At 63.9% G+C, this 19,545-nt stretch carries 20 protein-coding genes; 10 read left to right on the plus strand and 10 right to left on the minus strand.

Annotated elements, in window-relative coordinates; genetic code table 11:
* Positions 1–33: 33 nt before the first annotated feature.
* Together bla and Y882_RS03615 are read right to left on the minus strand one after the other, a co-directional pair.
* Positions 34–900: a subclass B3 metallo-beta-lactamase gene (bla, locus tag Y882_RS03610; protein ID WP_046970521.1), complete on the minus strand. Its 867-nt coding sequence runs from the start codon at positions 898–900 to the stop codon at positions 34–36.
* Positions 901–1,115: 215 nt separating this feature from the next.
* Positions 1,116–2,084 carry a potassium channel beta subunit family protein gene (locus Y882_RS03615; protein WP_046970522.1) on the minus strand — a complete coding sequence of 323 codons (969 nt, stop codon included), beginning with the start codon at positions 2,082–2,084 and terminating at the stop codon, positions 1,116–1,118.
* 146 nt (positions 2,085–2,230) lie between these two features.
* Here Y882_RS03615 and ahr point away from each other — a divergent pair, with 146 nt between their 5' ends.
* Positions 2,231–3,238 (plus strand): NADPH-dependent aldehyde reductase Ahr, encoded by a 1,008-nt coding sequence (gene ahr / locus Y882_RS03620; protein WP_046970523.1) that lies wholly within the window; start codon positions 2,231–2,233, stop codon positions 3,236–3,238.
* Between the two features lie 59 nt (positions 3,239–3,297).
* Here ahr and Y882_RS03625 read toward each other — a convergent pair whose 3' ends face one another.
* Together Y882_RS03625 and Y882_RS03630 are read right to left on the minus strand one after the other, a co-directional pair.
* Positions 3,298–3,873: a hypothetical protein gene (locus Y882_RS03625; protein WP_046970524.1), complete on the minus strand. Its 576-nt coding sequence runs from the start codon at positions 3,871–3,873 to the stop codon at positions 3,298–3,300.
* Between the two features lie 36 nt (positions 3,874–3,909).
* Complete coding sequence (locus tag Y882_RS03630) at positions 3,910–5,085, minus strand: acyltransferase family protein (RefSeq protein ID WP_046970525.1); 1,176 nt, start codon at positions 5,083–5,085, stop codon at positions 3,910–3,912.
* Between the two features lie 610 nt (positions 5,086–5,695).
* Here Y882_RS03630 and Y882_RS03635 point away from each other — a divergent pair.
* The gene (locus Y882_RS03635; RefSeq protein WP_046970526.1) at positions 5,696–6,364 is read left to right on the plus strand and encodes a glutathione S-transferase family protein; all 669 of its coding nucleotides are present in this window, start codon (positions 5,696–5,698) and stop codon (positions 6,362–6,364) included.
* A 318-nt stretch (positions 6,365–6,682) separates the two neighbouring features.
* Here Y882_RS03635 and Y882_RS03640 read toward each other — a convergent pair whose 3' ends face one another.
* Complete coding sequence (locus Y882_RS03640) at positions 6,683–6,913, minus strand: hypothetical protein (protein ID WP_156171315.1); 231 nt, start codon at positions 6,911–6,913, stop codon at positions 6,683–6,685.
* A gap of 384 nt (positions 6,914–7,297) precedes the next feature.
* On the opposite strand from Y882_RS03640, the gene Y882_RS03645 reads away from it, so the two are divergent.
* From Y882_RS03645 to Y882_RS03665, 5 genes are all read left to right on the plus strand, one after another.
* Positions 7,298–8,005 (plus strand): polysaccharide deacetylase family protein, encoded by a 708-nt coding sequence (locus tag Y882_RS03645; RefSeq protein ID WP_046970528.1) that lies wholly within the window; start codon positions 7,298–7,300, stop codon positions 8,003–8,005.
* Positions 8,002–9,114 carry a glycosyltransferase family 4 protein gene (locus tag Y882_RS03650; RefSeq protein ID WP_046970529.1) on the plus strand — a complete coding sequence of 371 codons (1,113 nt, stop codon included), beginning with the start codon at positions 8,002–8,004 and terminating at the stop codon, positions 9,112–9,114. Before Y882_RS03645 ends, Y882_RS03650 begins: the two co-directional genes overlap by 4 nt.
* Before the next feature lie 165 nt (positions 9,115–9,279).
* The gene (locus Y882_RS03655) at positions 9,280–10,614 is read left to right on the plus strand and encodes a hypothetical protein (protein ID WP_046970530.1); all 1,335 of its coding nucleotides are present in this window, start codon (positions 9,280–9,282) and stop codon (positions 10,612–10,614) included.
* A 121-nt stretch (positions 10,615–10,735) separates the two neighbouring features.
* The gene (locus Y882_RS03660) at positions 10,736–11,119 is read left to right on the plus strand and encodes an ArsR/SmtB family transcription factor (protein WP_046970531.1); all 384 of its coding nucleotides are present in this window, start codon (positions 10,736–10,738) and stop codon (positions 11,117–11,119) included.
* A complete protein-coding gene (locus tag Y882_RS03665) occupies positions 11,116–12,246 on the plus strand; it encodes an SRPBCC domain-containing protein (protein WP_046970532.1) in 1,131 nt (376 codons plus the stop codon). The genes Y882_RS03660 and Y882_RS03665 overlap by 4 nt, the downstream gene beginning before the upstream one ends.
* Positions 12,247–12,308: 62 nt before the next feature.
* On the opposite strand, the gene Y882_RS03670 is transcribed toward Y882_RS03665, so the two are convergent.
* A complete protein-coding gene (locus Y882_RS03670) occupies positions 12,309–13,703 on the minus strand; it encodes an Hsp70 family protein (protein WP_046970533.1) in 1,395 nt (464 codons plus the stop codon).
* Between the two features lie 617 nt (positions 13,704–14,320).
* Between Y882_RS03670 and msrA the strand changes: the two genes are divergently transcribed.
* Both msrA and Y882_RS03680 read left to right on the plus strand, forming a co-directional pair.
* Positions 14,321–14,830 carry a peptide-methionine (S)-S-oxide reductase MsrA gene (msrA, locus tag Y882_RS03675; RefSeq protein WP_046970534.1) on the plus strand — a complete coding sequence of 170 codons (510 nt, stop codon included), beginning with the start codon at positions 14,321–14,323 and terminating at the stop codon, positions 14,828–14,830.
* A gap of 237 nt (positions 14,831–15,067) precedes the next feature.
* Complete coding sequence (locus Y882_RS03680; protein WP_046970535.1) at positions 15,068–16,051, plus strand: MBL fold metallo-hydrolase; 984 nt, start codon at positions 15,068–15,070, stop codon at positions 16,049–16,051.
* A 10-nt stretch (positions 16,052–16,061) separates the two neighbouring features.
* Here Y882_RS03680 and Y882_RS03685 read toward each other — a convergent pair whose 3' ends face one another.
* Positions 16,062–16,250: a DUF1737 domain-containing protein gene (locus Y882_RS03685; RefSeq protein WP_046970536.1), complete on the minus strand. Its 189-nt coding sequence runs from the start codon at positions 16,248–16,250 to the stop codon at positions 16,062–16,064.
* A 180-nt stretch (positions 16,251–16,430) separates the two neighbouring features.
* On the opposite strand from Y882_RS03685, the gene Y882_RS03690 reads away from it, so the two are divergent.
* On the plus strand, positions 16,431–17,258 hold the full coding sequence (locus Y882_RS03690; RefSeq protein ID WP_244466203.1) for a transporter: 828 nt from the start codon (positions 16,431–16,433) through the stop codon (positions 17,256–17,258).
* 11 nt (positions 17,259–17,269) lie between these two features.
* On the opposite strand, the gene Y882_RS03695 is transcribed toward Y882_RS03690, so the two are convergent.
* From Y882_RS03695 to Y882_RS03705, 3 genes are read right to left on the minus strand one after another with little or no spacing between them, the layout of a single operon-like run.
* Positions 17,270–17,677: a (R)-mandelonitrile lyase gene (locus tag Y882_RS03695; protein ID WP_046970537.1), complete on the minus strand. Its 408-nt coding sequence runs from the start codon at positions 17,675–17,677 to the stop codon at positions 17,270–17,272.
* 34 nt (positions 17,678–17,711) lie between these two features.
* Positions 17,712–18,464 carry a carboxymuconolactone decarboxylase family protein gene (locus tag Y882_RS03700; protein WP_046970538.1) on the minus strand — a complete coding sequence of 251 codons (753 nt, stop codon included), beginning with the start codon at positions 18,462–18,464 and terminating at the stop codon, positions 17,712–17,714.
* Positions 18,465–18,505: 41 nt separating this feature from the next.
* Positions 18,506–19,489, minus strand: coding sequence for an aldo/keto reductase (locus tag Y882_RS03705; RefSeq protein ID WP_046970539.1), 984 nt, complete (start codon positions 19,487–19,489; stop codon positions 18,506–18,508).
* Positions 19,490–19,545: the final 56 nt, after the last annotated feature.

Raw genomic sequence — 19,545 nt, forward strand, 5'->3', positions numbered from 1 at the left:
ATTTCAGTGTCAACACCCTGTTTTATCGGCGGTCTATTGCCCTACGCGCTCCTTGGCCAGCCGCTCGTCCAGGCTGCGGGTCCCCAGCTGCGCGTAGGCTCGGCAGGCGGCGGGGTCCACCAGCGGATCGGGCGTCCCGGGCTTGCGGCGCGCGACGCGTTCGAGGAAATCGATCTGGTCGGGGTGCGGCACCATCAGGATCTCGCAGGGCAAGCCGGCGATCACGGCCAGGCCGCGCCGGTAGTTGCTCACCCGTTCCGGATGGGCCGCATCGCTGTAACGGAAATTGCCTGCCGTGAGCGCGCTGATGCTGTCGGCATACACCATGTCGAGGCAGCGCTTGCCCTCGCACGACTGCCAGGTCCAGGTGGTGCTGCCGGGAGTGTGCCCAGGCGTGTAGTGGGCCGTCACGGTCACATCGCCCAGGCGGACGACGCCGTTGTCAGCAACGACACCCACCGAGCTCACCGGCGGATACGTCGGCGCATCGCCGTACTGCGGATCGTCGGGATAGTGGCCACCCAGCCGCAACTCCTTCGCACCCACCTCGCTTGCCATCACCTGCGCACCACTATCGTGCGCTATCGCGGCAATGCCGCCGGCGTGATCCGAATGCGCGTGCGAATTGAGGATGCGCTTCACATCGTGCAGCTGAAAACCCAGCGCCTTGATGTTGGCCTCCACCATCGGCGCGTTCTGCGGCAAGGTGCCATCGATCAGCACCAGGCCGTCCGACGATGCGATCAGGATGGCCGTGAGCCCGCGCGTGCCGACGTAATAGGTGTTGCCGTAGATGCGAAACGGCTGCTGCGGCTGCGTCCAGGCCGCCTTGTCGGCGTGCGCGACGGTGACTGCGGCGAACGCGAGGCAGCTGCCAATCGCGATGCGGGAGAGTTTCATGGGCCAACATCCGTGATGGAAAGTCGGGGCAGGATGTCGCGCTTTTGCGAATGCGCCGGGCGTTCGTCAGGCGACGCGAAGGCCAGTTGTGGCAATGCGCGGGCAATAGCTGTTCACTGTGGGAGCGCACCCTGTGCGCGACAAGCCTACGGAGCGTTACTCCCACGCGTGGCGTGTCGCGCACAGGGTGCGCTCCCACAAAATGAGGCCTCACATCACGCAACGGCCGCGGCAATGTGCTTCAACACATCCCCATCGAGCTTAGGCAACAAGGCGAGCGCACCAAGATTCTGCTCCAGCTGCTCCAGCTTGCTCGCCCCCAGCATCACCGTGGAGACATGCGGATTGGCCAGGCACCAGGCGATCGCCAGCTGCGCCATGGAGACGCCGAGCTCATCGGCGATCGGCGCCAGGCGTCGTACCTTGTCGAGCCGCGAGCCATCGTTCTCAAGCACCGCTTCACGCAGCCACTCATAGCCCGGCTGCGCCAGGCGCGATTCGGCAGGCACGCCATGGTTGTACTTGCCACTCAACAGACCCGAGGCCAACGGCGACCAGATGGTGGTACCCATGCCGTAGGTGTCGTATAGCGGCGCGTATTCCTGCTCCACGCGTTCGCGGTGCAGCAGGTTGTACTGCGGCTGCTCCATGGTCGGCGCAAACATGTGGTGATCACGCGCCACGCGATGGGCTTCGATGATGGCCTCTGCCGGCCATTCGCTGGTGCCCCAGTAGAGCACCTTGCCCTGGCGTATCAGCGTGTCCATCGCTGCCACGGTTTCGACGATCGGTGTGTCCGGATCGGGGCGATGGCAGAAGTAGAGATCCAGATGATCGACGCGCAAACGCTGCAACGCCTGATGGCAGGCTTCGATCACATGCTTGCGCGACAGGCCGCGCTGGGTCGGCAGCGGATTGTCGACCGCACCGAAATACACCTTGCTCGACACGCAATAACTGTCGCGGGGAAAGCGCAGATCGGCGAGCACATCGCCCATCAGCGTCTCGGCGACGCCATGGTTGTAGACCTCGGCGTTGTCGAAAAAATTGATGCCGTGATCGTGGGCCATCGCGAGCAGATCGCGCGCCAGCGAACGCCCCACCTGGGTGCCAAAGGTGACCCACGCGCCGAAGGAAAGCGCGGAAAGCTGCAGGCCGGATGTGCCAAGGCGACGGTATTGCATGGGAGCGCTCCGCTTGATGGGGATGGAACAGCATGCCAACAGCGCGCGTCATTCGTCCATCGCCGCGCTTTACACGTGGCACCGACACGGTGCTCCCTACACTGCCGGTTTCGCCACTCGCCACCCTTCCCGATCGGAGCGACGTCATGTCAACCATGCAAGGCTGGGCTGTCCAGGAAGCGGGCAAGCCGCTGGTGCTTGCCCAGTTCGATCTTGGCCCGCTCGGGCCCGAAGAAGTGGAAGTGGCAGTGGATTATTGCGGCGTGTGCCACTCGGATCTCTCCATGATCAGCAACGAGTGGGGCATGTCGCGCTTTCCCTTTGTGCCCGGCCACGAAGTGGTCGGACGCATCACCGCGCTTGGCGCGCAGGCCAAAGGCCTGAAGGTGGGACAGCGCGTGGGCATCGGTTGGACGGCAGGCAGCTGCATGCACTGCCACCAATGCCTGTCGGGGCACCAAAACCTGTTTCCCGAGTTGCAGCCGACCATCGGTGCTCATCACGGCGGCTTTGCCGATAAGGTGCGTGCCCACTGGGCCTGGACCATCCCCCTGCCCGACGGCATCGACCTGCCCAGCGCGGGCCCGCTGTTGTGCGGCGGCATCACGGTGCTCAAACCGTTTCTGTCCTACCGCATCAGCCCGACCGCGCGCGTCGGCGTGGTCGGCATCGGCGGCCTGGGCCATATGGCGGTGAAGTTCGCCCGCGCCTGGGGCTGCGAAGTCACGGCCTTCACCTCCAATCCCTCGAAGGCCGACGAGGCGCGCAGCTTCGGCGCGCACCATGTCGTGTCCAGCCGCGACGCCAATGCGATGGCAGGCATCGCCGGCTCGCTGGATCTGCTGCTGGTGACGGTGAACGTATCGCTGGACTGGGCAGCGCTGATTGCTACGCTGGCGCCGCGCGGCCGCATGCATGTGGTGGGCGCGGTGCTTGAGCCCATACCCGTCTCGGCGTTTGCGCTGATCATGACGGAGCGCGAGATTTCCGGTTCGCCCACCGGAGCACCGGTGGATATCGCCACCTTGCTCGATTACGCCACGCGCCACGACATACGTCCGCAGGTGGAGATGTTCCCCATGGCGGAGGTCAATGCCGCGCTCAAGCACCTCGAAGAGGGCAAGGCGCGCTACCGCATCGTGCTCCAGGCCTAGCTGCCTGTAGCCGCCTCGACGGCCGCCGGATCGGGCGACCGTCGATATGCATGCTCCGCTTACGGAAGCAAATGGACGTCTACACGGCTCTCGATGCCCTGGTCGGCCTCGGGACGCCACAGCGTGCTCTTGAGCGGATCGCCCAGGCCCCACGCCTTCAACTCGCTGATCAGCGCCTCGTTGTCGCCGTCCTTGCGGACGTAGAAGTCCAGGTGGCGGAAATCGTCGCAGGCGGTATCGCAGTGGTAGCTGGAAAAACCTAGCGCCTCAATCTGGCCGTACTCGTTGAGAATCACCGCGGCCGCACTGCCGCCGCATTCACGCGCCGGGCAGGCGGTGAACAGGAAACGCTTATCGGCCAGCACCTGCACCGACGGCGAGGAGCCTCCCAGCGCCGACAAGGCCTGCTCGCTCACCGAGCGGCTACCGCGGAAATAGTTGACCTTGCTGTCGCCGGCGAAATGACCCAGCGCCGTCACGAAGCCGCTTGCCCGCGAGAGCTGGTTGGCATTGGCGCAGGTGGACGGATCAATCGTTCGGCAAGGGCCCGCCGGTGCCGCGGTGGCGGCAAACACAGAACAAGGCACGACGGACAACAGCAGCATGAAACACACAATGCGCATGAGCTTGCACATGACACCCTCCCCTTAGAGTGAATCCCCTAACCCGTATCAGGCCGCATCCCTTCCGGCTCCGGCCATCATCCCGGAGGCGTGCGCCGCAGCCGGCGCCTGATGTAGAACCCGCGTCCGCAGTTTCAGGAATGGACGCTCCACCGAGTAGTGAAGCAACGCTCCAACCCCCAACACCGCTGACGCGTAAGCCGCAAAAGTCAGCAGGCCATGACCGTCCAGTTGCTCCCCCACCGCGGATTCCACCAGATGGAACACCGCCTTGTGCGACAGATACAGACTGTACGACACCGCCGCCAACCAGCCGGCACCCGGTACGCGAAGGCGCGCAAGCACGCCTGACGTTTGAGCGCCGGCCAACACCAGCAAGCCCAGTCCGAAGGAAAGCAACGGATATCCCACCACGGTGGGAATGAAGCCGGTCCGATCGCGGAACAGCATGATCGCACCGCCGACTACCGCTACCCCTGCGAGCAGAAAGCCGTTGGCATGTCGTCCCCATCGGGACCAGAGGACGGGCCGGTAGACCCTGGCCGTAGCCAGCATCACGCCCATCAAGAGGCCTTCCAGACGGGACCACGTGGGATAGTAAATGCGCTCCAGGAAGGTTTTTCCATAGGAATTTTGGTCAAGCCCGGCCAGCGGCGCCAGTTCCCGGACCCACATCACGCCACGCACTGCCATCCCCGCCAGCACTACCGCCGTGCATACCAGCACGAACCGACGCATGGACGGACGCCGCGCCAGCCACCATGCCAGTAGTGGAAACAGCAGGTAGAAATGCTCCTCCACGCACAGCGACCATACGTGCGAGAACGCCAGGTGGTCCTTGGCGTCGATCAGCAGGTTGACCGTAAAGGTGAGGAACTGCCACAGCGGCTGCAGCTCCCCCTGCTCGCGCACGGACGGCCAAATGAAGTACGCCGCCAGCACCACCAGGTAGGCCGGCAGGATGCGAAAGGCGCGGCGCTGGTAGAAGTCCGCGAACTCAAAACTCCGCCCCTCTGCCAGCGGCTTGAGCACCTGCGACCCGATCAGAAAGCCGCTGAGCACGAAGAACAGGTCCACGCCCATCCAGCCGTTCTGCTCGATCCCGCCGAAGTGTCCCCAGCCGCCGATGATGTAGGAGTGGAAAATCATCACCCACACGATCGCCATCGCGCGCAGCACATCCAGACCGGGCAATCGATTCACGTCATCCCCCTTGGCATCCATGCGGCATCCGACGCGAACGCATCGAACGGAGTCGCGGTCGCGAAATATATCGCGACGCCCGGGCGGGACGCTGTTGGGTTTGTGGCAAAAGCGGGGCTGGCCTCGCCACTGACCTTGCTCCCGCGGCGACCTGACCATGTAGGAGCGCACCCTGTGCGCGACCAGCCAACGGAGCGGTACATCCCAGCCCCGCGGTCGCGCACAAGTGCGCTCCTACAAGGGTGCGCAGGCGTTGGGTTGTGGATGAAAGCTTGCGAGATGCTATTTGTAGGAGCGCACTTGTGCGCGACCAGCCGACGGAGCGGTACACCCCAGCGTGGCGGTCGCGCACAGGGTGCGCTCCTACAGAGAGGGGGGCGCACGTTGTCGGTCACAGATATGAGGTTCGGGCCGCCATTTGTGGGAGCGCACCCTGTGCGCGACAAACCTACGGAGCGGAACATCCCAGCGTGGCGGTCGCGCACAGGGTGCGCTCCCACAGGCAAGCGCTAGATGCCAACCATCGCCCCAGCGACCCCATGAGCCACCTGCAACGCCCACCGCGGACTCCCGCACACCCGCCCATCCACCGCCATGCTAGCCTCCGATTTTCACCCCGCTGGCGACCTCCATGCTCACCGTCCACCATCTCAACAACTCCCGTTCCCAGCGCGTGCTCTGGCTGCTGGAGGAGCTGGATGTGCCGTATGAGCTGCGCAAATACCAGCGCGATCCCAAGACCATGCTGGCGCCGCCGGAATTGAGGGCGATTCATCCGTTGGGGAAATCGCCGGTGATCGAGGACGACGGGCAGATCGTGGCGGAGTCGGGGGCCATCATCGAATACCTGGTGGACCGCTACGACACCGGCCGACTGGCGCCGCTGCCCGATATGCCTGAGCGCCTGCGCTTTACCTATTGGCTGCACTATGCCGAAGGCTCGGCCATGCCGCCGCTGCTGCTGAAGCTGGTGGCGTCGCGTATTGCCACGGCGCCCATGCCGTTCTTTGCCAAGCCCATCGCGCGACAGATTGCCAACAAGCTGCAGTCCACCTTTGTCGATCCGCAGCTGGCGTTGCATTTGAATTACGTCAACAACGAGCTGGCGCAGACCGGCTGGTTTGTCGGCAGTGAGTTCAGCGCGGCGGACATCCAGATGAGCTTTCCGATGGAAGCGGCCATGGCGCGCAGCGGGCTTCGAGCCAAGCTTCCGCATATCGCCGCTTTTGTGAAACGCGTGCAGCAACGTCCGGCGTATCGACGTGCGCTGGAGCGCGGTGGTCCCTACACGCTGGGCTGATCGCGTGGTTCAAAGAGTGCGCTCTTGCGTGGGCCAGCCGGGGGTCTGCGTTCGGGCGGGTTGGTGATGGACCCTGCCCAGGCGCACGGCTGTGCCTGCAAGAGCGCATTCCTTGCGCCACGTCGTCGCCAGCGGTGCTGCGACGAAATCAGGAAGGTTTGCAACCGGTGCCGCAGGTGCATGGTTGCTGCCCGCTCACCCGACCTGCGGCCGCCCGGCTGCAAGCCTTCCTGATCTCATCGAGCTATCGGCACGCCGACGCGATGGTTGGTCGTATCGAGAACGTCGATGCCACCAATCCGCTTACATCGTGAGTTCCTACCAACGCAGTCGACGGTTGTCTCGCGTTCGCGCAGGGGCGAACAGGCGGCGCTGGCTCAGGCATATCAGCAGATAAAGCGACGACAGGGCGAGGCCACGCCATACGGCCGCGTCGTCGCCAGGCCGCAAGATCAGCTCAACGATGGATAGCGCGAACAACAGGGCCGACAGCACCATGCCGGTGGTTCGCCATCCGATAGCGCGGGAGCGGTTTGTGTGTGTCGCCATGCCGATATTGTCGTCAGGCGTTTCGTAAAGAATCGATATCGTGCGCCGGCCGACGGCATATAAATCGCGTAAAGAATGCGACCGCGCCATGCGTTGGTGATTCAACGCAGCGAGGCGCCGCTTTGCCTGCAGCGCACGATCTCTTGCGATGGGTTCTTGCGATTTGGACGTCCATCGTTTCGGCGCGCTCGGCGAGGGTTAGACAGCCGGGCTTCATGCTCGCGAAAGTCATCTGTCAGTTACAGGCGCATGCAGTTAAAACGCCGTGTAAGGCGACAAGTAGACGCAAGCAAGCGAAAGGTATTCGCAGCTCTCGCGGAGTAACAGGAACACAGCTCTCCCTGTTCCTGCATCCGAAGGCGCGTCGTGAAACTCCCCATCCTGATGTATCACAACATTGCGTCGGTGCCCGACGGCATCAACGTCTACCGCAGTCTGTACGTCTCGCCCACCAAGTTCTCGCGACAGATGGCCATGCTGCGAGCGCTGGGCTATCGCGGCCTATCGATGTCCGAGGCCATGCCTTACCTGCGCGGCGAGCGCACGGGCAGGGTGGCCGTGCTGACGCTCGACGATGGCTACGTCGACAATCTCGAATCCGCGCTGGACACGCTGCGTCGCTACGGTTTCACCGCGACGTGCTACGCGGTGAGCGGCTATATCGGCCGGTACAACGCCTGGGACGAGCACAAGCTAGGTGTCCGCAAGGCGTTGATGTCCGTCGACCAGCTGCGGGCCTGGCATGCGGGTGGCATGGAGGTGGGCGCGCACTCACGCACGCATGTGCGTCTGAGCCAGTGTACGGATCAACAACAGCGCGACGAAATCCACGGCAGCAAGGCCGAGCTGGAGGATCGCCTCGGCGTAGGCGTCACGCAGTTCTGCTACCCCTACGGCGACTACGACGAGCGAGCCGTCGACGCCACGCGCGACGCGGGTTACGCCGCGGCGACCACCACTGATCGCGGCCGCGCGAGCACCGGCGCCAGCACCGATCTGTGGCGGCTGCCGCGCATCCAGGTGGCGCGTCATCACCTGCTGCCCCAGGTGGCGGCCAAGGTCCTCACCGGCTATGAGGATCGTCGCGCATGAAGCTGCTCTTTGTGGGTACCAATCCCGAGAACACGGGAGCCGCCACGCATTTCGTGGCATTGGCGCGTGCGCTGTCGCAGGCCGGGCATTCGGTGGAAAGCATCGTGTCCCGTCATGGCCTGATCGGTGCGGGCATGCAATCGGCGCGTATTCCGACATTTCCAAGCACGTTTCGAAATGCGTTCGACCTGCGCGGCTATGCCACCGTGCTTCGTCGCATCGCGCAGTTCGCGCCGGACTGGCTGGTCGGCAACTTCGGCAAGGAATACTGGCCCTTGATTGCCTGCGGTCGCCTGACCGGTACGCCGGTGGCCTTGTTCCGCCATCGCAATCCGCGCATGAGCAAAGTCTCCGAGTATGGCGTACCTCGACTGGCGCAGCGCTTCATCGCGGTGTCGGATTACGCCAGGAATGCCTACCTCGCGCGCGGCGTGCCGCCGGAGCTCGTGCAGATTTCCTATAACCCGGTGGACACCAATCTCTACCGTCCCGACCCGCAACGGCAAGCGCAGGTGCGCCGCGAATTTGGCCTACCCGAAGAAGCCATCGTGATGGGTTATGCGGGGCGCATGCATGGCGGCAAGGGTGTTGCACAACTCATGCAGGCGGCCAATGCCGCGATGGCCAGCGAGCCACGCCTGCATGTGCTGTGGGTGGGCAATGGTCCGGAGGAGCACGTGCTGCACGGCATGGCCGAGCAGGGCGGGGCGGCGACGCGGCATCACTTCACTGGTTGGGTGGACGACACCGCGCGTTATTGCCCAGCGTTCTCTTTCCTCGCTTTTCCCTCGGTGGAACCAGAGACGTTTGGCCGCGTGGCCATCGAGGCAGAGTCATGCGGCGTGCCGGTGCTGGGCAGCCGCATCGGCGGCATACCGGAAACCATGGAGGATGGCGTCACCGGGTTGCTGATCGAGCCTGGCGATGTCGCTGCCTGGCGGGATGCGATCGTGACCATGTGCGATCCCGAGCTGTCTCGCCGCATGGGCGTCGCCGCGCGGGTCCATGTGATGGAATGTTTCAGCAATGTGGCGGTCGCACGAGATTTCGAATGGCTGCTGCGATTTGGTAGCGCACCGGTGCCGCATCTGCATCACATCACCACTTGAGCAGGCTCAAGAACTTACGTCCATGTGGTCATGGCAAATGCTCATAAACGAGGCTTGCTGCGCTGTCATCCCGCTGTCATAAACCGTCTACACTCTGAGGTGATAGCGCCGGCGGGGTGGCCGCGCGCGTCCGTCGTTTCCGAACGCTCAAGTGGGGAGAGACACATGCGCAGCAAGCTGGCAGTTGCCCTGGCCCTCGCCGTCTGCGCTACCGGCGCGCAGGCCGATGGCAACAGCAATAACAACAGCTTCAACGACATCTTCACCAACGGCCACGTCGACGGCGAGTTGCGCCTGTACGACTTCAATCGCCTGTACGACACACCGGCCACGCCCGATGCGCATGCGCTCTCGCTGGCTGCATTGATCAACGCGCAGACCGGCGCGTTCTGGGGCGGCTTCAGTGTCGGCGGTTCGTTCGTGACGGCCAATATGCTGGGCACCAAGGACGACAACCCCGCCAAGGTTGACACCTCGTTGATGGGCCCCAACAGCTCGCTGGGTGCCTGGAGCCAGGCCTATCTGCAATTCAAGCGCGACTGGTTTCTGTTCCGCGGCGGTTATCAGTATCTCAACACGCCGTGGATGGGCGGCAACGATTCGCGCGTGATTCCATCCTCGTACAACGCGGCGCTGGCGGAATTCACGCCGGTGAAAGACTGGAACATCTTCGCCATCCGCACCTTCAGCTGGAAGAGCCGCACCTCCAACGGCATGTACGACGACAACCTGTACTACCCGTCGAAGTACAACGGCGATTCCATGTACGGCAACAACGGCGCGTTGCCGCTCACTGCGCCTGAAGCCAATGGCACCTGGGCCGCGGGCACCAACTACACCAGCGGTGGATTCAAGGGGGAGGCCTGGTACTACAACTTCCTTCGCTTTGCTCGCATGGGCTATATCAACGGCAGCTATACGTTCACCACCGGCACGCCGTTCAATCCCTTCATCGCGGTGCAGGCGCTCGAAGAGAACAGCAGTAGCAGCGACAACATCTTCGTGCAGACCCACACCAAACTGGTCGGGGTGGCGGGTGATCGGGTGAAGGCCGAGTCGTGGGGCGCCGATATCGGTACGTCGATCTATGACGGCCGCATCGACTTCGCCTACAACAAACTCGAAAGCGAATCGGGTGCGGTCGGCAACGGCGCGCTCATCTCGCCGTATACGGTGAACTACGGCACCGATCCGCTATTCACCACCTCGATGATCCGCGGCCTGGTGGAAATCGGCCCGGGGCATGCGTGGAAGGGCCGTGCGCAATACAACTTCTTCGACAAGAAGCTGCAGCTGGTGGCGGCCTATGCGAAGTACGACTCGGTCGAGCGTGGCACCAGCCACGACTTGTACTTCGACATCATCTACAACATGGACAGCGTGCTCAAAGGTCTGCAATTGCGCGACCGCTGGGAGCGTTCGGTGGGCGGCACCGGGAACCTCAATCCAGGCAATGAGTCGTTCACGTACAACCGCGTGATGATCTCGTACAAGTTCTGATCGACCTGCGATGGCGGCGAGCGGCCGCCATCGCCATTCCATTCGGCATCGATCGCGCATTCACGCCGCCGCGACAAAAAAGTGCTTGACTGTCGATTAACCAAGTGGTTAATTGACGACCATGGCCAATACCCAAGACAGCTTGTCGCTCACCTTCAGCGCGTTGGCTGACCCGACGCGACGCGCCATCCTGACCCGCCTGGCCAGGAGCGACGCCACCGTCGGTGAGCTGGGCGAACCCTTCGACATGTCCGCGCCGGCCATATCCAAGCACCTGCGTGTGCTGGAGGGCGCTGGCCTGATCGCGCGGGAAGTGGATGCCCGCTGGCGTATCTGCCGTCTCCGGGCGGAGCCCATGCATGACGCGCACGATTGGCTGGAGGCCTATCGTCGTCATTGGGAAGACAACCTGGATCGACTGGTCGAGTTTGTCGAACAGACCCATCGCGCCGATGCGAAAAAGCCTGGCAAAGGCGCCCCACGTGTACCGAGGAAAAAGCCATGAGCACCCAAGCTGCAACGTTCGAGCTGGAAATGACCCGCTTCATCCGCGCGCCGCGGGAGAAAGTATTCGACGCTTTCACTGACGAGGCCGCGCTGGCGGCGTGGCATTGCCCCCGCGGCCTGCATGTGGGCGAAGTCGCGACCGATGCGCGGGTGGGCGGGCGCTACCGCGTCACCATGGTCAAGCGGGACGGCACCGTGCACGGCTCCAGCGGCACCTACCAGGCGATCGAGCGGCCCTCGTTCCTCGCCTATACCTGGGCCTGGGACGGCGAAGGCGACATCGCTGCGCGCACCACGCTGATCGAGGTCACGCTGACCGAGAAGGATGGCGGTACGCAGCTGCACATGCGCCACACCGGTTTCCCCGATGCAGCCATTCGCGACGACCACAATCAAGGTTGGACGTCCGTCTTCAACCGCCTGGTCGACTATCTCGATCCGGACGGTCCGGCAGGTTGCGTGGTGTTGGTGGGTAGTCCGATCAGCCCCTATGTGCGGGCCCTGCGCATGGCGCTGGCCGAGAAGGGTGTGGCGTACACGCTCAGGTCGGTCGCGCCGCATTCGCCCGAGGCCGATGCGATCCATCCGTTCGGCCGCATCCCGGCGATGTATGACGGCCCGCTGCAGTTCTACGAGACACGCGCCATCCTGCGCTACATCGACGAAGCCTTCGATGGACCGGATCTGCTGCCCACCAGCGGCGTCACCTCACGCGCCAGGGCGGAGCAGTGGTACAGCGTGCTGGATGACTACGGTTACGACGCCATCGTCACGCGCTACATCCTGCAGTACATGTTCCCGAAGGGCAGCGAGCCGGATCGCGCCATCATCGATGCCGCGCTACCCGATATCGACCGCGTCCTGGCCACGCTGGATGCAGGCTACGGCAAGCGCGACTTCCTGGTCGGCAACGCGCCGTGCATCGCGGACTATCTCGCTGCACCGCTGCTTTATTCGCTGGCGCAGACGCCGGAAGGTCCGGGCCTGTTGGCGAAGTACCACAACGTGCAACGGGCCATGCAGGTGATTCAGGCGCGGCCGAGCTTCGCCGCGGCGGAGGCTGCCGTCGAGAGCGATCGTGCCGCCGCCAACGTCACGCCGTTGCGCAAGGCCAGCGCGGCGTAACCAATGGTGAGTGAGAGGCCTGGAGCAGCGCTGCCGTGGCGTTGCTCCGGGCCGGTCTGCCTTCAGGCGTTGGATGGTGCGCCAACGGCTTCGCTCGCCGCCACCGCCAGCCCCGACACCACGCCCAGCGACGGATCGCCGTGCACCAGCGGCACCTCGGGGAAACACGCCTGTACACGCGCTTTCACTTGCGGCGAGCGCGACGTGCCGCCGGTAAGGAACACGCTGGCGGGCAGGGCAGCCAAATCATCGCGCACCGTCGTGAGCGTGCGTTCGAGCTGGATGAGGAAGGGTTCGATGGCCGCATCCAGATCGCTTCGCGTGGTGTCCACGGCGAGGCCGTGTTCGATGAAATCCAGTGGCGCGCGATACGTGATATCGCCGCTCAACATGATCTTGGTGCGTTCGGCCGTCTGGTTGAGGCGCGTGGTGGCGCCCAGTTCCTGCAGTGCGCGCAGACGAGGGCCGTAAGGCGCGGCGACCAGTCGATAGTTCTGTTTGCGGAACTCGCGCTGCTTGGGCAGGTTGTGCACGCTGGCTGCTTCCACGAACTGGTGCTGCGGGATGCGCACGATGTCCTTGCCCATCAGCGGCATGAAGCTGTGCAGACTCACGCCGACGTCCAGATCGGTGCCGCCCTTGGGCAGGCCCCAGTTGCGCGCGATGAAGGGCGACACGTTGCCGCCGAGCTCCGCATGCGTCACGTCGGTGGTGCCGCCGCCGATGTCCACGATCAGCGCGTGCTGCCGGTCGTCGAGGCTCTTGTGGTAATGCATCGCCGCCGCCGCGGGCTCTTCCAGGAAACTCACTTCGTCGAAGCCGGCTGCCGCCGCCGCTTCACGCAGGATCTCCATGGCTTGTTCCGAGCCGGCCGCGCCCATCGAGCTGCGGAATTCCACCGGACGTCCGATCACCGCACCGCGCACCGCTTCACCAAACTGGCGGCTGGCGGTGAGGCGAATGTGCTCGAGAATATGCGTGGCGATGTGCACGATCACCTTGCGCACCTGGGGATCCAGTCGATAGCCGAACATCGACTTGGGCGATTCGATCAGGTTGCCACCGCCGCTTTCCAGATAGCCTTCCACTGCATCTTCGCCGAACAGCGCGTGCTGGAAGCTGGCGACCGAGGCGGTGGCGGCGCGCGCCTGTTCTTCCATCCACTGGCGTCGCACCACGCGCAAGGCATCGCGGCGCAGGTCGGCATCCGAACGGGCGACCTCGTTGCCTGCTGCCGCCAGTCGGCGCAGATCGAGTCGGGCCGAGCGCATATGCGCGTCCATCTGCGCTTCCAGCTCGGGCGTGAGCTCGAAGTCGTTCGGATCCGGCACCAGTTCGGGGAAATAGACGGCCGTGCGGAACTGCTCGGCCTCGCCGAAGCGCACCAGCGTGAGTTCGCCGCCGATGATGGCCGCGGCTGCCGAATAGCTGGTGCCGAAGTCGATGCCGATGTGCATGAAAAAGCCGCGCGCGTTTGGGCAATCAACCATTATCTCAGGTCTGGCGTTCGCGTGCCGACGTGGTGAGTCTCATGCCAGCTGCGAGCGTGGCTGGATGGGGCGGTACCCCGGCAGCGCCGCGGCGATCGCACATGCCCAACCCCCGGGTATAAGCATGTGCGATGTCGCGGCCGGGCGTCAGTGCGCCTTGCGGCGTGCTGATCGTGGAACGGGCTCATGGGCTTGATCGTCGACTCGATCGGATCTTCGGCCTGAGCGGGCATCTGCTGAAGCGGGGTGCACAGTGCGCCCATCACGGCAAAGGCGCCATTCCCCATGTGGCACAGGGCGGGTGTCGTAGGGATGGGACTACCGGCGACTCATGATGGCTGAGCGCCGCCAGGCGGCCTGGGGCGAACCCATCGGGACGGGGCGTGGCCGGCGGCAGGCCCGCTTGAGAACGTCCGGGGCAAACACCACATTGGACGTCATGTGCGTAGGGGAGTTTTGGGCGCCCGCGCTGGGATCCGCCATCGCGAAATGGCGGGGGCGAGGAGAGGGCGATATGGGGTCTCTGAGTCGCCCACAGGCCGACCCCACCACGCACCACTGTCACCTATGGGAAGGACCAACACATGAGCACGAAAACCGAAACGGCGATCCTGGCTGGCGGCTGCTTCTGGGGTATGCAGGATTTGCTGCGGCGTTACCCGGGCGTGTTGTCCACGCGCGTGGGCTATTCCGGCGGCGATGTGCCCAACGCCACGTATCGCAATCACGGCACGCACGCCGAAGCGCTCGAGATCGTGTTTGATCCCAGTGTGATCACCTATCGCCAGATCCTGGAGTTCTTCTTCCAGATCCACGACCCCAGCACCAGGAACCGCCAGGGCAACGACGTGGGCATGAGCTATCGTTCGGCGATTTTCTATCTCAGCGATGAGCAGAAGAAAGTCGCGGAAGACACCATCGCCGATGTCGATGCCTCGGGTCTGTGGCCCGGCAAGGTGGTCACCGAAGTCACGCCGGCGGGCCCGTTCTGGGAAGCCGAGCCGGAGCACCAGGACTATCTGGAGCGCATTCCCAACGGCTACACCTGCCACTTCCCGCGAGCGGAGTGGACGCTGCCGAGGCGTGCGCAGTAATCGTTGAAGCTTGAAAAGGGCGGTCCATGTGACCGCCTTTTGTTTGCGAGGTGTACTCGCGACCCCATGTTGCGAAAGCCAAACCACGTGGCGGTGATGCAGCCTTCACGAGCCCGGTCGCATGCTGGTGCGAGCGGTCGGGCGCACGCGCCTCGCAGCGTAATCGCCAACCGGGGGCTGCCGCGACTGAGTGGGCTCGTCGTCTGGCGCATCGGCCAGGCGGCCCGGAGGTTTGCCATGAACACCATGCAGCATTCGATCAGGCGGACGTTGGCAGTGGCCTTGGCGGGCATCGTGGCCTGCAGTGCGAGTGCCCATGCCATGGCATCGCCCGAGGACACCACCAGCCCGGTGATCGCCATCAACAAGGCGGCCGAGACCACGCCGATCAAGACCAACGCCATCCGTGGTTCCATCAGCGAACTGGACGGCTCCGGCGGCAACATCGTCGTGCTTACGGGCAAAGATGGCGCCTTCATGGTGGACGCCGGCATCGCCCTTTCCAAAGACCGCTTGCTGCCTGCCTTGCATCAGCTGGGCGTGGACAAGGTCAAATACCTCGTCAATACCCATTGGCATTGGGATCACACGGACGGCAATCCCTGGGTGCATGAGTTGGGCGCCACGGTGATTTCGACGCCCAACACGGCGAAATACGTGTCGCAGACCACGCGCGTAGACGACTGGAACTACACGTTTCCCGCGCTGGCGGCGGGCGGTCGACCCACCGAGCTGCTCAGCAAGGAGCGCACTTACCAGATCGACGGCGAGACCGTGCTGGTCAAGCCGATCGCGCCGGCGCATACCGATGGCGACATCGTGGTGTACTTCAAGCAGGCGGATGTGCTGGTGCTGGGCGATACGTTCTGGAACGGCATCTATCCCTTCATCGACAATGCGCACGGCGGGAGCATCGATGGCGCGATAGCTGCCGCCAACGAGGCGTTGGCCATGTGCACGGATCACACCATCGTGGTGCCGGGGCACGGGCCCATCGGCAACCGCGCGCAACTGATGGCCTTCAGGGACATGCTGGTGGGCGTGCGCAACAACGTCGCTGCGCTCAAGCATCAGGGCAAATCGCTGGATCAGGTTTTGGCGGCCAAGCCAAGTGCGCAGTACGATCCACAGTGGGGCCAGTTCGTCATCGGTCCGGCGTTTTTCGATCGCCTGGTTTTCCAGGGACTGGATCGTCCGGGCGCTCACTCGCCGGGCCAATGATGGCCTGCCGCTAGCCCTGTCCGGGCCAGAGGATGGCCTGGGCAACCACCACGTGTTCGCCATTGAAGGTGGCCGCGGGCGATCCATACAACGCATAGCCCTGGGCCAGCGCTTCGGAAACTCGCTGGCAGAACGCGGCGTCATCCTTGCCGGTGAGCAGGCGGTAGCGCGGCAGGCCATCGGGTGGTGCTGTGGACATGCGAATCCTCCTCAAGGTTGAAAGCTTGCCGTTGCGAGTCGTCAGTGTACGCAGTGCCTGGATCAGTCTGCCCTGTCCACTTAAGTAAAAACTCGTAGGTACCAACCGTAGTTCTCCGCATGTACTTCTCGCAGGCCCCACAGGACAGTACCCGTCATGCGACGGAAGACGGAGAGCGCCTTGCGATATTCCATACTCTCGTTGGCGCTGGCACTGTTCTGCGTCACCGCCCATGCGCAATCGGCGCCCGACGAGGCGGCTGGCAATGATGCATCCGAGTTGGCCAAGAAATTGTCCAACCCGGTGGCCTCGCTGATCAGTGCGCCGTTCCAGTTCAACTACGACAGCAAGATCGGGCCCGATGAACGCGGTCATCGACTGACCATGAATATCCAGCCGGTGGTGCCGATCTCCATCAGCGACGACTGGAACCTGATCTCGCGCACGATCCTGCCGGTCACCAGCCAGGCGGATATTTCGCCGGGTTCGGGAAGCCAGTCGGGCATAGGCGATATCACGCAAAGCCTGTTCTTCTCGCCCAAGGCGCCCACGGCAGGCGGCATCATCTGGGGTGCCGGCCCGGCGTTTCTGTTGCCCACGGCCACGGATGATCTGCTGGGCGCGAAGAAGTGGGGGCTAGGGCCGACCTTGGTGGTGCTCAAGCAGTCCCACGGCCTCACCTATGGTTTTCTGACGAACCAGATCTGGTCGATTGCCAGCGTGAAAAACAATCGCGACCGCGCTCCATTGAGCAGCCTGTTCTTCCAACCGTTCCTGTCCTACACCACGCCCACGGCCTGGACCTATGGCGTGAATGCCGAATCCACTTATGACTGGCACGCGCACCAGGCCGCCGTGCCGCTGAATTTCACCGTGGCCAAGCTGACCAGACTGGGCAAGTTGCCGGTGAGCTTTACCGGCGGCGTGCGCTACTGGGCGGCCAGCAGCGCGACCAGTCCGCACGGCTGGGGCTATCGCGCGGTGGTGACCTTGCTGTTTCCCAAGTAACGCCGGGCAGCTCAGCGTCCGACGCCTGCGAGGTATTGCGCGTCGGTGACCGGTTCCATCCAGTCGACCACCTTGCCATCCAGCGCTTCCTGCACGGCGATATGCGTCATCGAGGTGGTGGCCGTGGCGCCATGCCAGTGACGGTGGCCCGGTGGGCAGACGATGATGTCGCCCGCGTTGATCTCCACGATCGGGCCGTCTTCGCACTGCGTCCAGCCTTTGCCTGCGGTGACGATCAGGATCTGCCCCAGCGGATGGGTGTGCCAGTTGCTGCGCGCGCCTGGCTCGAACGTGACGCAAGCGCCTGCCAGGCTGGCCTTGCCCGCACCCTTGAACGGCGAGTCGATGCGCACGTTGCCGGTGAAGTAATCCGCCGGCCCCTTGGCCGAGGGCTGCGAACCATTGCGAATGATATCCATGCTGAGATCCGGTTGACGAGTGGATGGTGAGGATTCAGTCCGCTGTGTTTTCGTTGATCACGCGCAGGGCGTTGAGGGTGCGCGGATAACCGATGAAGGGCAGCAGCTGGGTGATCGTGTCGATCAGGGTGCGGCGGTCATTGCCGGCGGCGAGATTGCCTGCGACATGACCGGCCAATTGCGGCTCGCAGCCCCCAAGTGCCGCCAGCATCGACAGGGTCAGCAGTTCGCGGGTGCCGATGTCCAGGCCGTTACGCGTCACGTGGTCGCCGAAGCAGTGGCCGGACAACAGATGCTGGAAATGCAGCTGGTCTTTTGGTGCGTTGGCGATCATCTGATCGATACGGCTGCCGAACAGCGCACGCTGGATGTCCAGCCCTTTCTCGACGCGGTTCTGAGTGGTCGTCGTGGCTTGTGCGGGCAGCGGCAGCGACACGCCGTGCTCTTCCAGAACCGCGTTGGTGACGTGCAGGAAGTCGAACACGCGTGCCATGCCCACATAGGGCACGGCTTGATAGACGATCTCCCTGGCCTCCACCGGTGACACGCCCACATTGAGCGCGCCGCTCAGCATGGCGCGGAATTCGCTGATGCCGTTGCAGGCAATGATGGCGGCAAGCTGCACCATCAGGCGTGTGCGCACATCCAGTTCGGAGTCGCGCAGTACCTCATCGAAGGCCCAGTTGTCGAAGATCTCGATCAGTTCGGGGTCCGTCACCTTCAAGGTGGAAATGTGCCGGGGAAACAGCGCGTCGTGGTTGCGCTGGGCGGTTGCGGAAATAGCCATGGGAGAAGTCCTGTGTGACGGAGACGGCTGCTCAGGCAGCATTACTTGCCGACACGTGCCGCCAGGTGTGCCGGGTAGCGGTCGCCTTGCACCTGGATCTGCGCGAGGGCATCGTTGATCTGCTGCAGATCGCCGTCGGTGAGCGTGATGGCAGCGGCGCCGAGGTTCTCCTTCAGGCGATGCAGCTTGGTGGTGCCCGGAATCGGCACGATCCACGGCTGCTGCTTGAGCAGCCAGGCCAGCGCGATCTGTGCCGGCGTGGCCTGCTTGCCGGCCGCGATCCGACCCAGCAAGTCCACCAAGGCCTGATTCGCCTGGCGTGCCTCGGGCGAGAAGCGCGGCACGATATTGCGGAAATCGTCCTTGGCGAAGGTGGTGCTCGCGTCGATCTTTCCGGTGAGAAAGCCTTTGCCCAGCGGACTGAACGGTACGAAGCCGATGCCCAGCGCTTCGCAGGTCGGCAACACGTCGGCCTCCGGCTCGCGCCACCACAGCGAGTACTCGCTTTGCAGCGCAGCCACCGGTTGCACGGCATGCGCGCGGCGGATCGATGCCACGCCGGCTTCGGACAGACCGAAATGCTTGACCTTGCCTTCGGCGATCAAGTCCTTGACGGTACCCGCCACATCTTCCATCGGCACCGACGGGTCCACGCGGTGCTGGTAGAACAGATCGATGCGGTCCGTCCTCAATCGCTTGAGCGACGCTTCGGCCACTTCGCGGATGCGCGCCGGACGGCTGTCCACGCCCTTGGTGGCATCGCCCTGCTGGAAGCCGAACTTGGTGGCGATCACCACCTGGTCGCGGAACGACGCCAGCGCCTCGCCGACCAGTGCTTCGTTGGTGAACGGGCCGTACGCCTCGGCGGTATCGAAGAAGGTCACGCCGCTCTCATAGGCCTGGCGGAGCAGGGCGATGGCGTCCTGCTTGGCCAGCGCCTCGCCGTAAGCGAAGTTCAGGCCCATGCAGCCAAAGCCCAATGCGGAAACCTTCAGGCCGCTGTGTCCCAGGGTGCGGGTTTGCATCTCGTCATCTCCAGCGCAATTCGAATGACCATGAGTGTGCGGGCTGCCGCAGCTGC

This window comes from Dyella japonica DSM 16301 (assembly GCF_001010355.1).
Lineage (GTDB): Bacteria > Pseudomonadota > Gammaproteobacteria > Xanthomonadales > Rhodanobacteraceae > Dyella > Dyella japonica.

What these genes read in the sequence shown, in the direction of transcription:
- Y882_RS03665 (WP_046970532.1), top strand. Translation starts at nt 11,116, where the DNA reads ATGAGCACCCAAGCTGCAACGTTCGAGCTGGAAATGACCCGCTTCATC.
- Y882_RS03630 (WP_046970525.1), bottom strand. Translation starts at nt 5,085, where the DNA reads ATGGATGCCAAGGGGGATGACGTGAATCGATTGCCCGGTCTGGATGTG.
- Y882_RS03655 (WP_046970530.1), top strand. Translation starts at nt 9,280, where the DNA reads ATGCGCAGCAAGCTGGCAGTTGCCCTGGCCCTCGCCGTCTGCGCTACC.
- Y882_RS03670 (WP_046970533.1), bottom strand. Translation starts at nt 13,703, where the DNA reads ATGCACATCGGCATCGACTTCGGCACCAGCTATTCGGCAGCCGCGGCC.
- Y882_RS03625 (WP_046970524.1), bottom strand. Translation starts at nt 3,873, where the DNA reads ATGTGCAAGCTCATGCGCATTGTGTGTTTCATGCTGCTGTTGTCCGTC.
- Y882_RS03650 (WP_046970529.1), top strand. Translation starts at nt 8,002, where the DNA reads ATGAAGCTGCTCTTTGTGGGTACCAATCCCGAGAACACGGGAGCCGCC.
- bla (WP_046970521.1), bottom strand. Translation starts at nt 900, where the DNA reads ATGAAACTCTCCCGCATCGCGATTGGCAGCTGCCTCGCGTTCGCCGCA.
- Y882_RS03705 (WP_046970539.1), bottom strand. Translation starts at nt 19,489, where the DNA reads ATGCAAACCCGCACCCTGGGACACAGCGGCCTGAAGGTTTCCGCATTG.
- Y882_RS03680 (WP_046970535.1), top strand. Translation starts at nt 15,068, where the DNA reads ATGAACACCATGCAGCATTCGATCAGGCGGACGTTGGCAGTGGCCTTG.
- ahr (WP_046970523.1), top strand. Translation starts at nt 2,231, where the DNA reads ATGTCAACCATGCAAGGCTGGGCTGTCCAGGAAGCGGGCAAGCCGCTG.
- Y882_RS03685 (WP_046970536.1), bottom strand. Translation starts at nt 16,250, where the DNA reads ATGTCCACAGCACCACCCGATGGCCTGCCGCGCTACCGCCTGCTCACC.
- Y882_RS03660 (WP_046970531.1), top strand. Translation starts at nt 10,736, where the DNA reads ATGGCCAATACCCAAGACAGCTTGTCGCTCACCTTCAGCGCGTTGGCT.
- Y882_RS03695 (WP_046970537.1), bottom strand. Translation starts at nt 17,677, where the DNA reads ATGGATATCATTCGCAATGGTTCGCAGCCCTCGGCCAAGGGGCCGGCG.
- Y882_RS03615 (WP_046970522.1), bottom strand. Translation starts at nt 2,084, where the DNA reads ATGCAATACCGTCGCCTTGGCACATCCGGCCTGCAGCTTTCCGCGCTT.
- Y882_RS03645 (WP_046970528.1), top strand. Translation starts at nt 7,298, where the DNA reads ATGTATCACAACATTGCGTCGGTGCCCGACGGCATCAACGTCTACCGC.
- Y882_RS03640 (WP_156171315.1), bottom strand. Translation starts at nt 6,913, where the DNA reads ATGGCGACACACACAAACCGCTCCCGCGCTATCGGATGGCGAACCACC.
- Y882_RS03635 (WP_046970526.1), top strand. Translation starts at nt 5,696, where the DNA reads ATGCTCACCGTCCACCATCTCAACAACTCCCGTTCCCAGCGCGTGCTC.
- msrA (WP_046970534.1), top strand. Translation starts at nt 14,321, where the DNA reads ATGAGCACGAAAACCGAAACGGCGATCCTGGCTGGCGGCTGCTTCTGG.
- Y882_RS03700 (WP_046970538.1), bottom strand. Translation starts at nt 18,464, where the DNA reads ATGGCTATTTCCGCAACCGCCCAGCGCAACCACGACGCGCTGTTTCCC.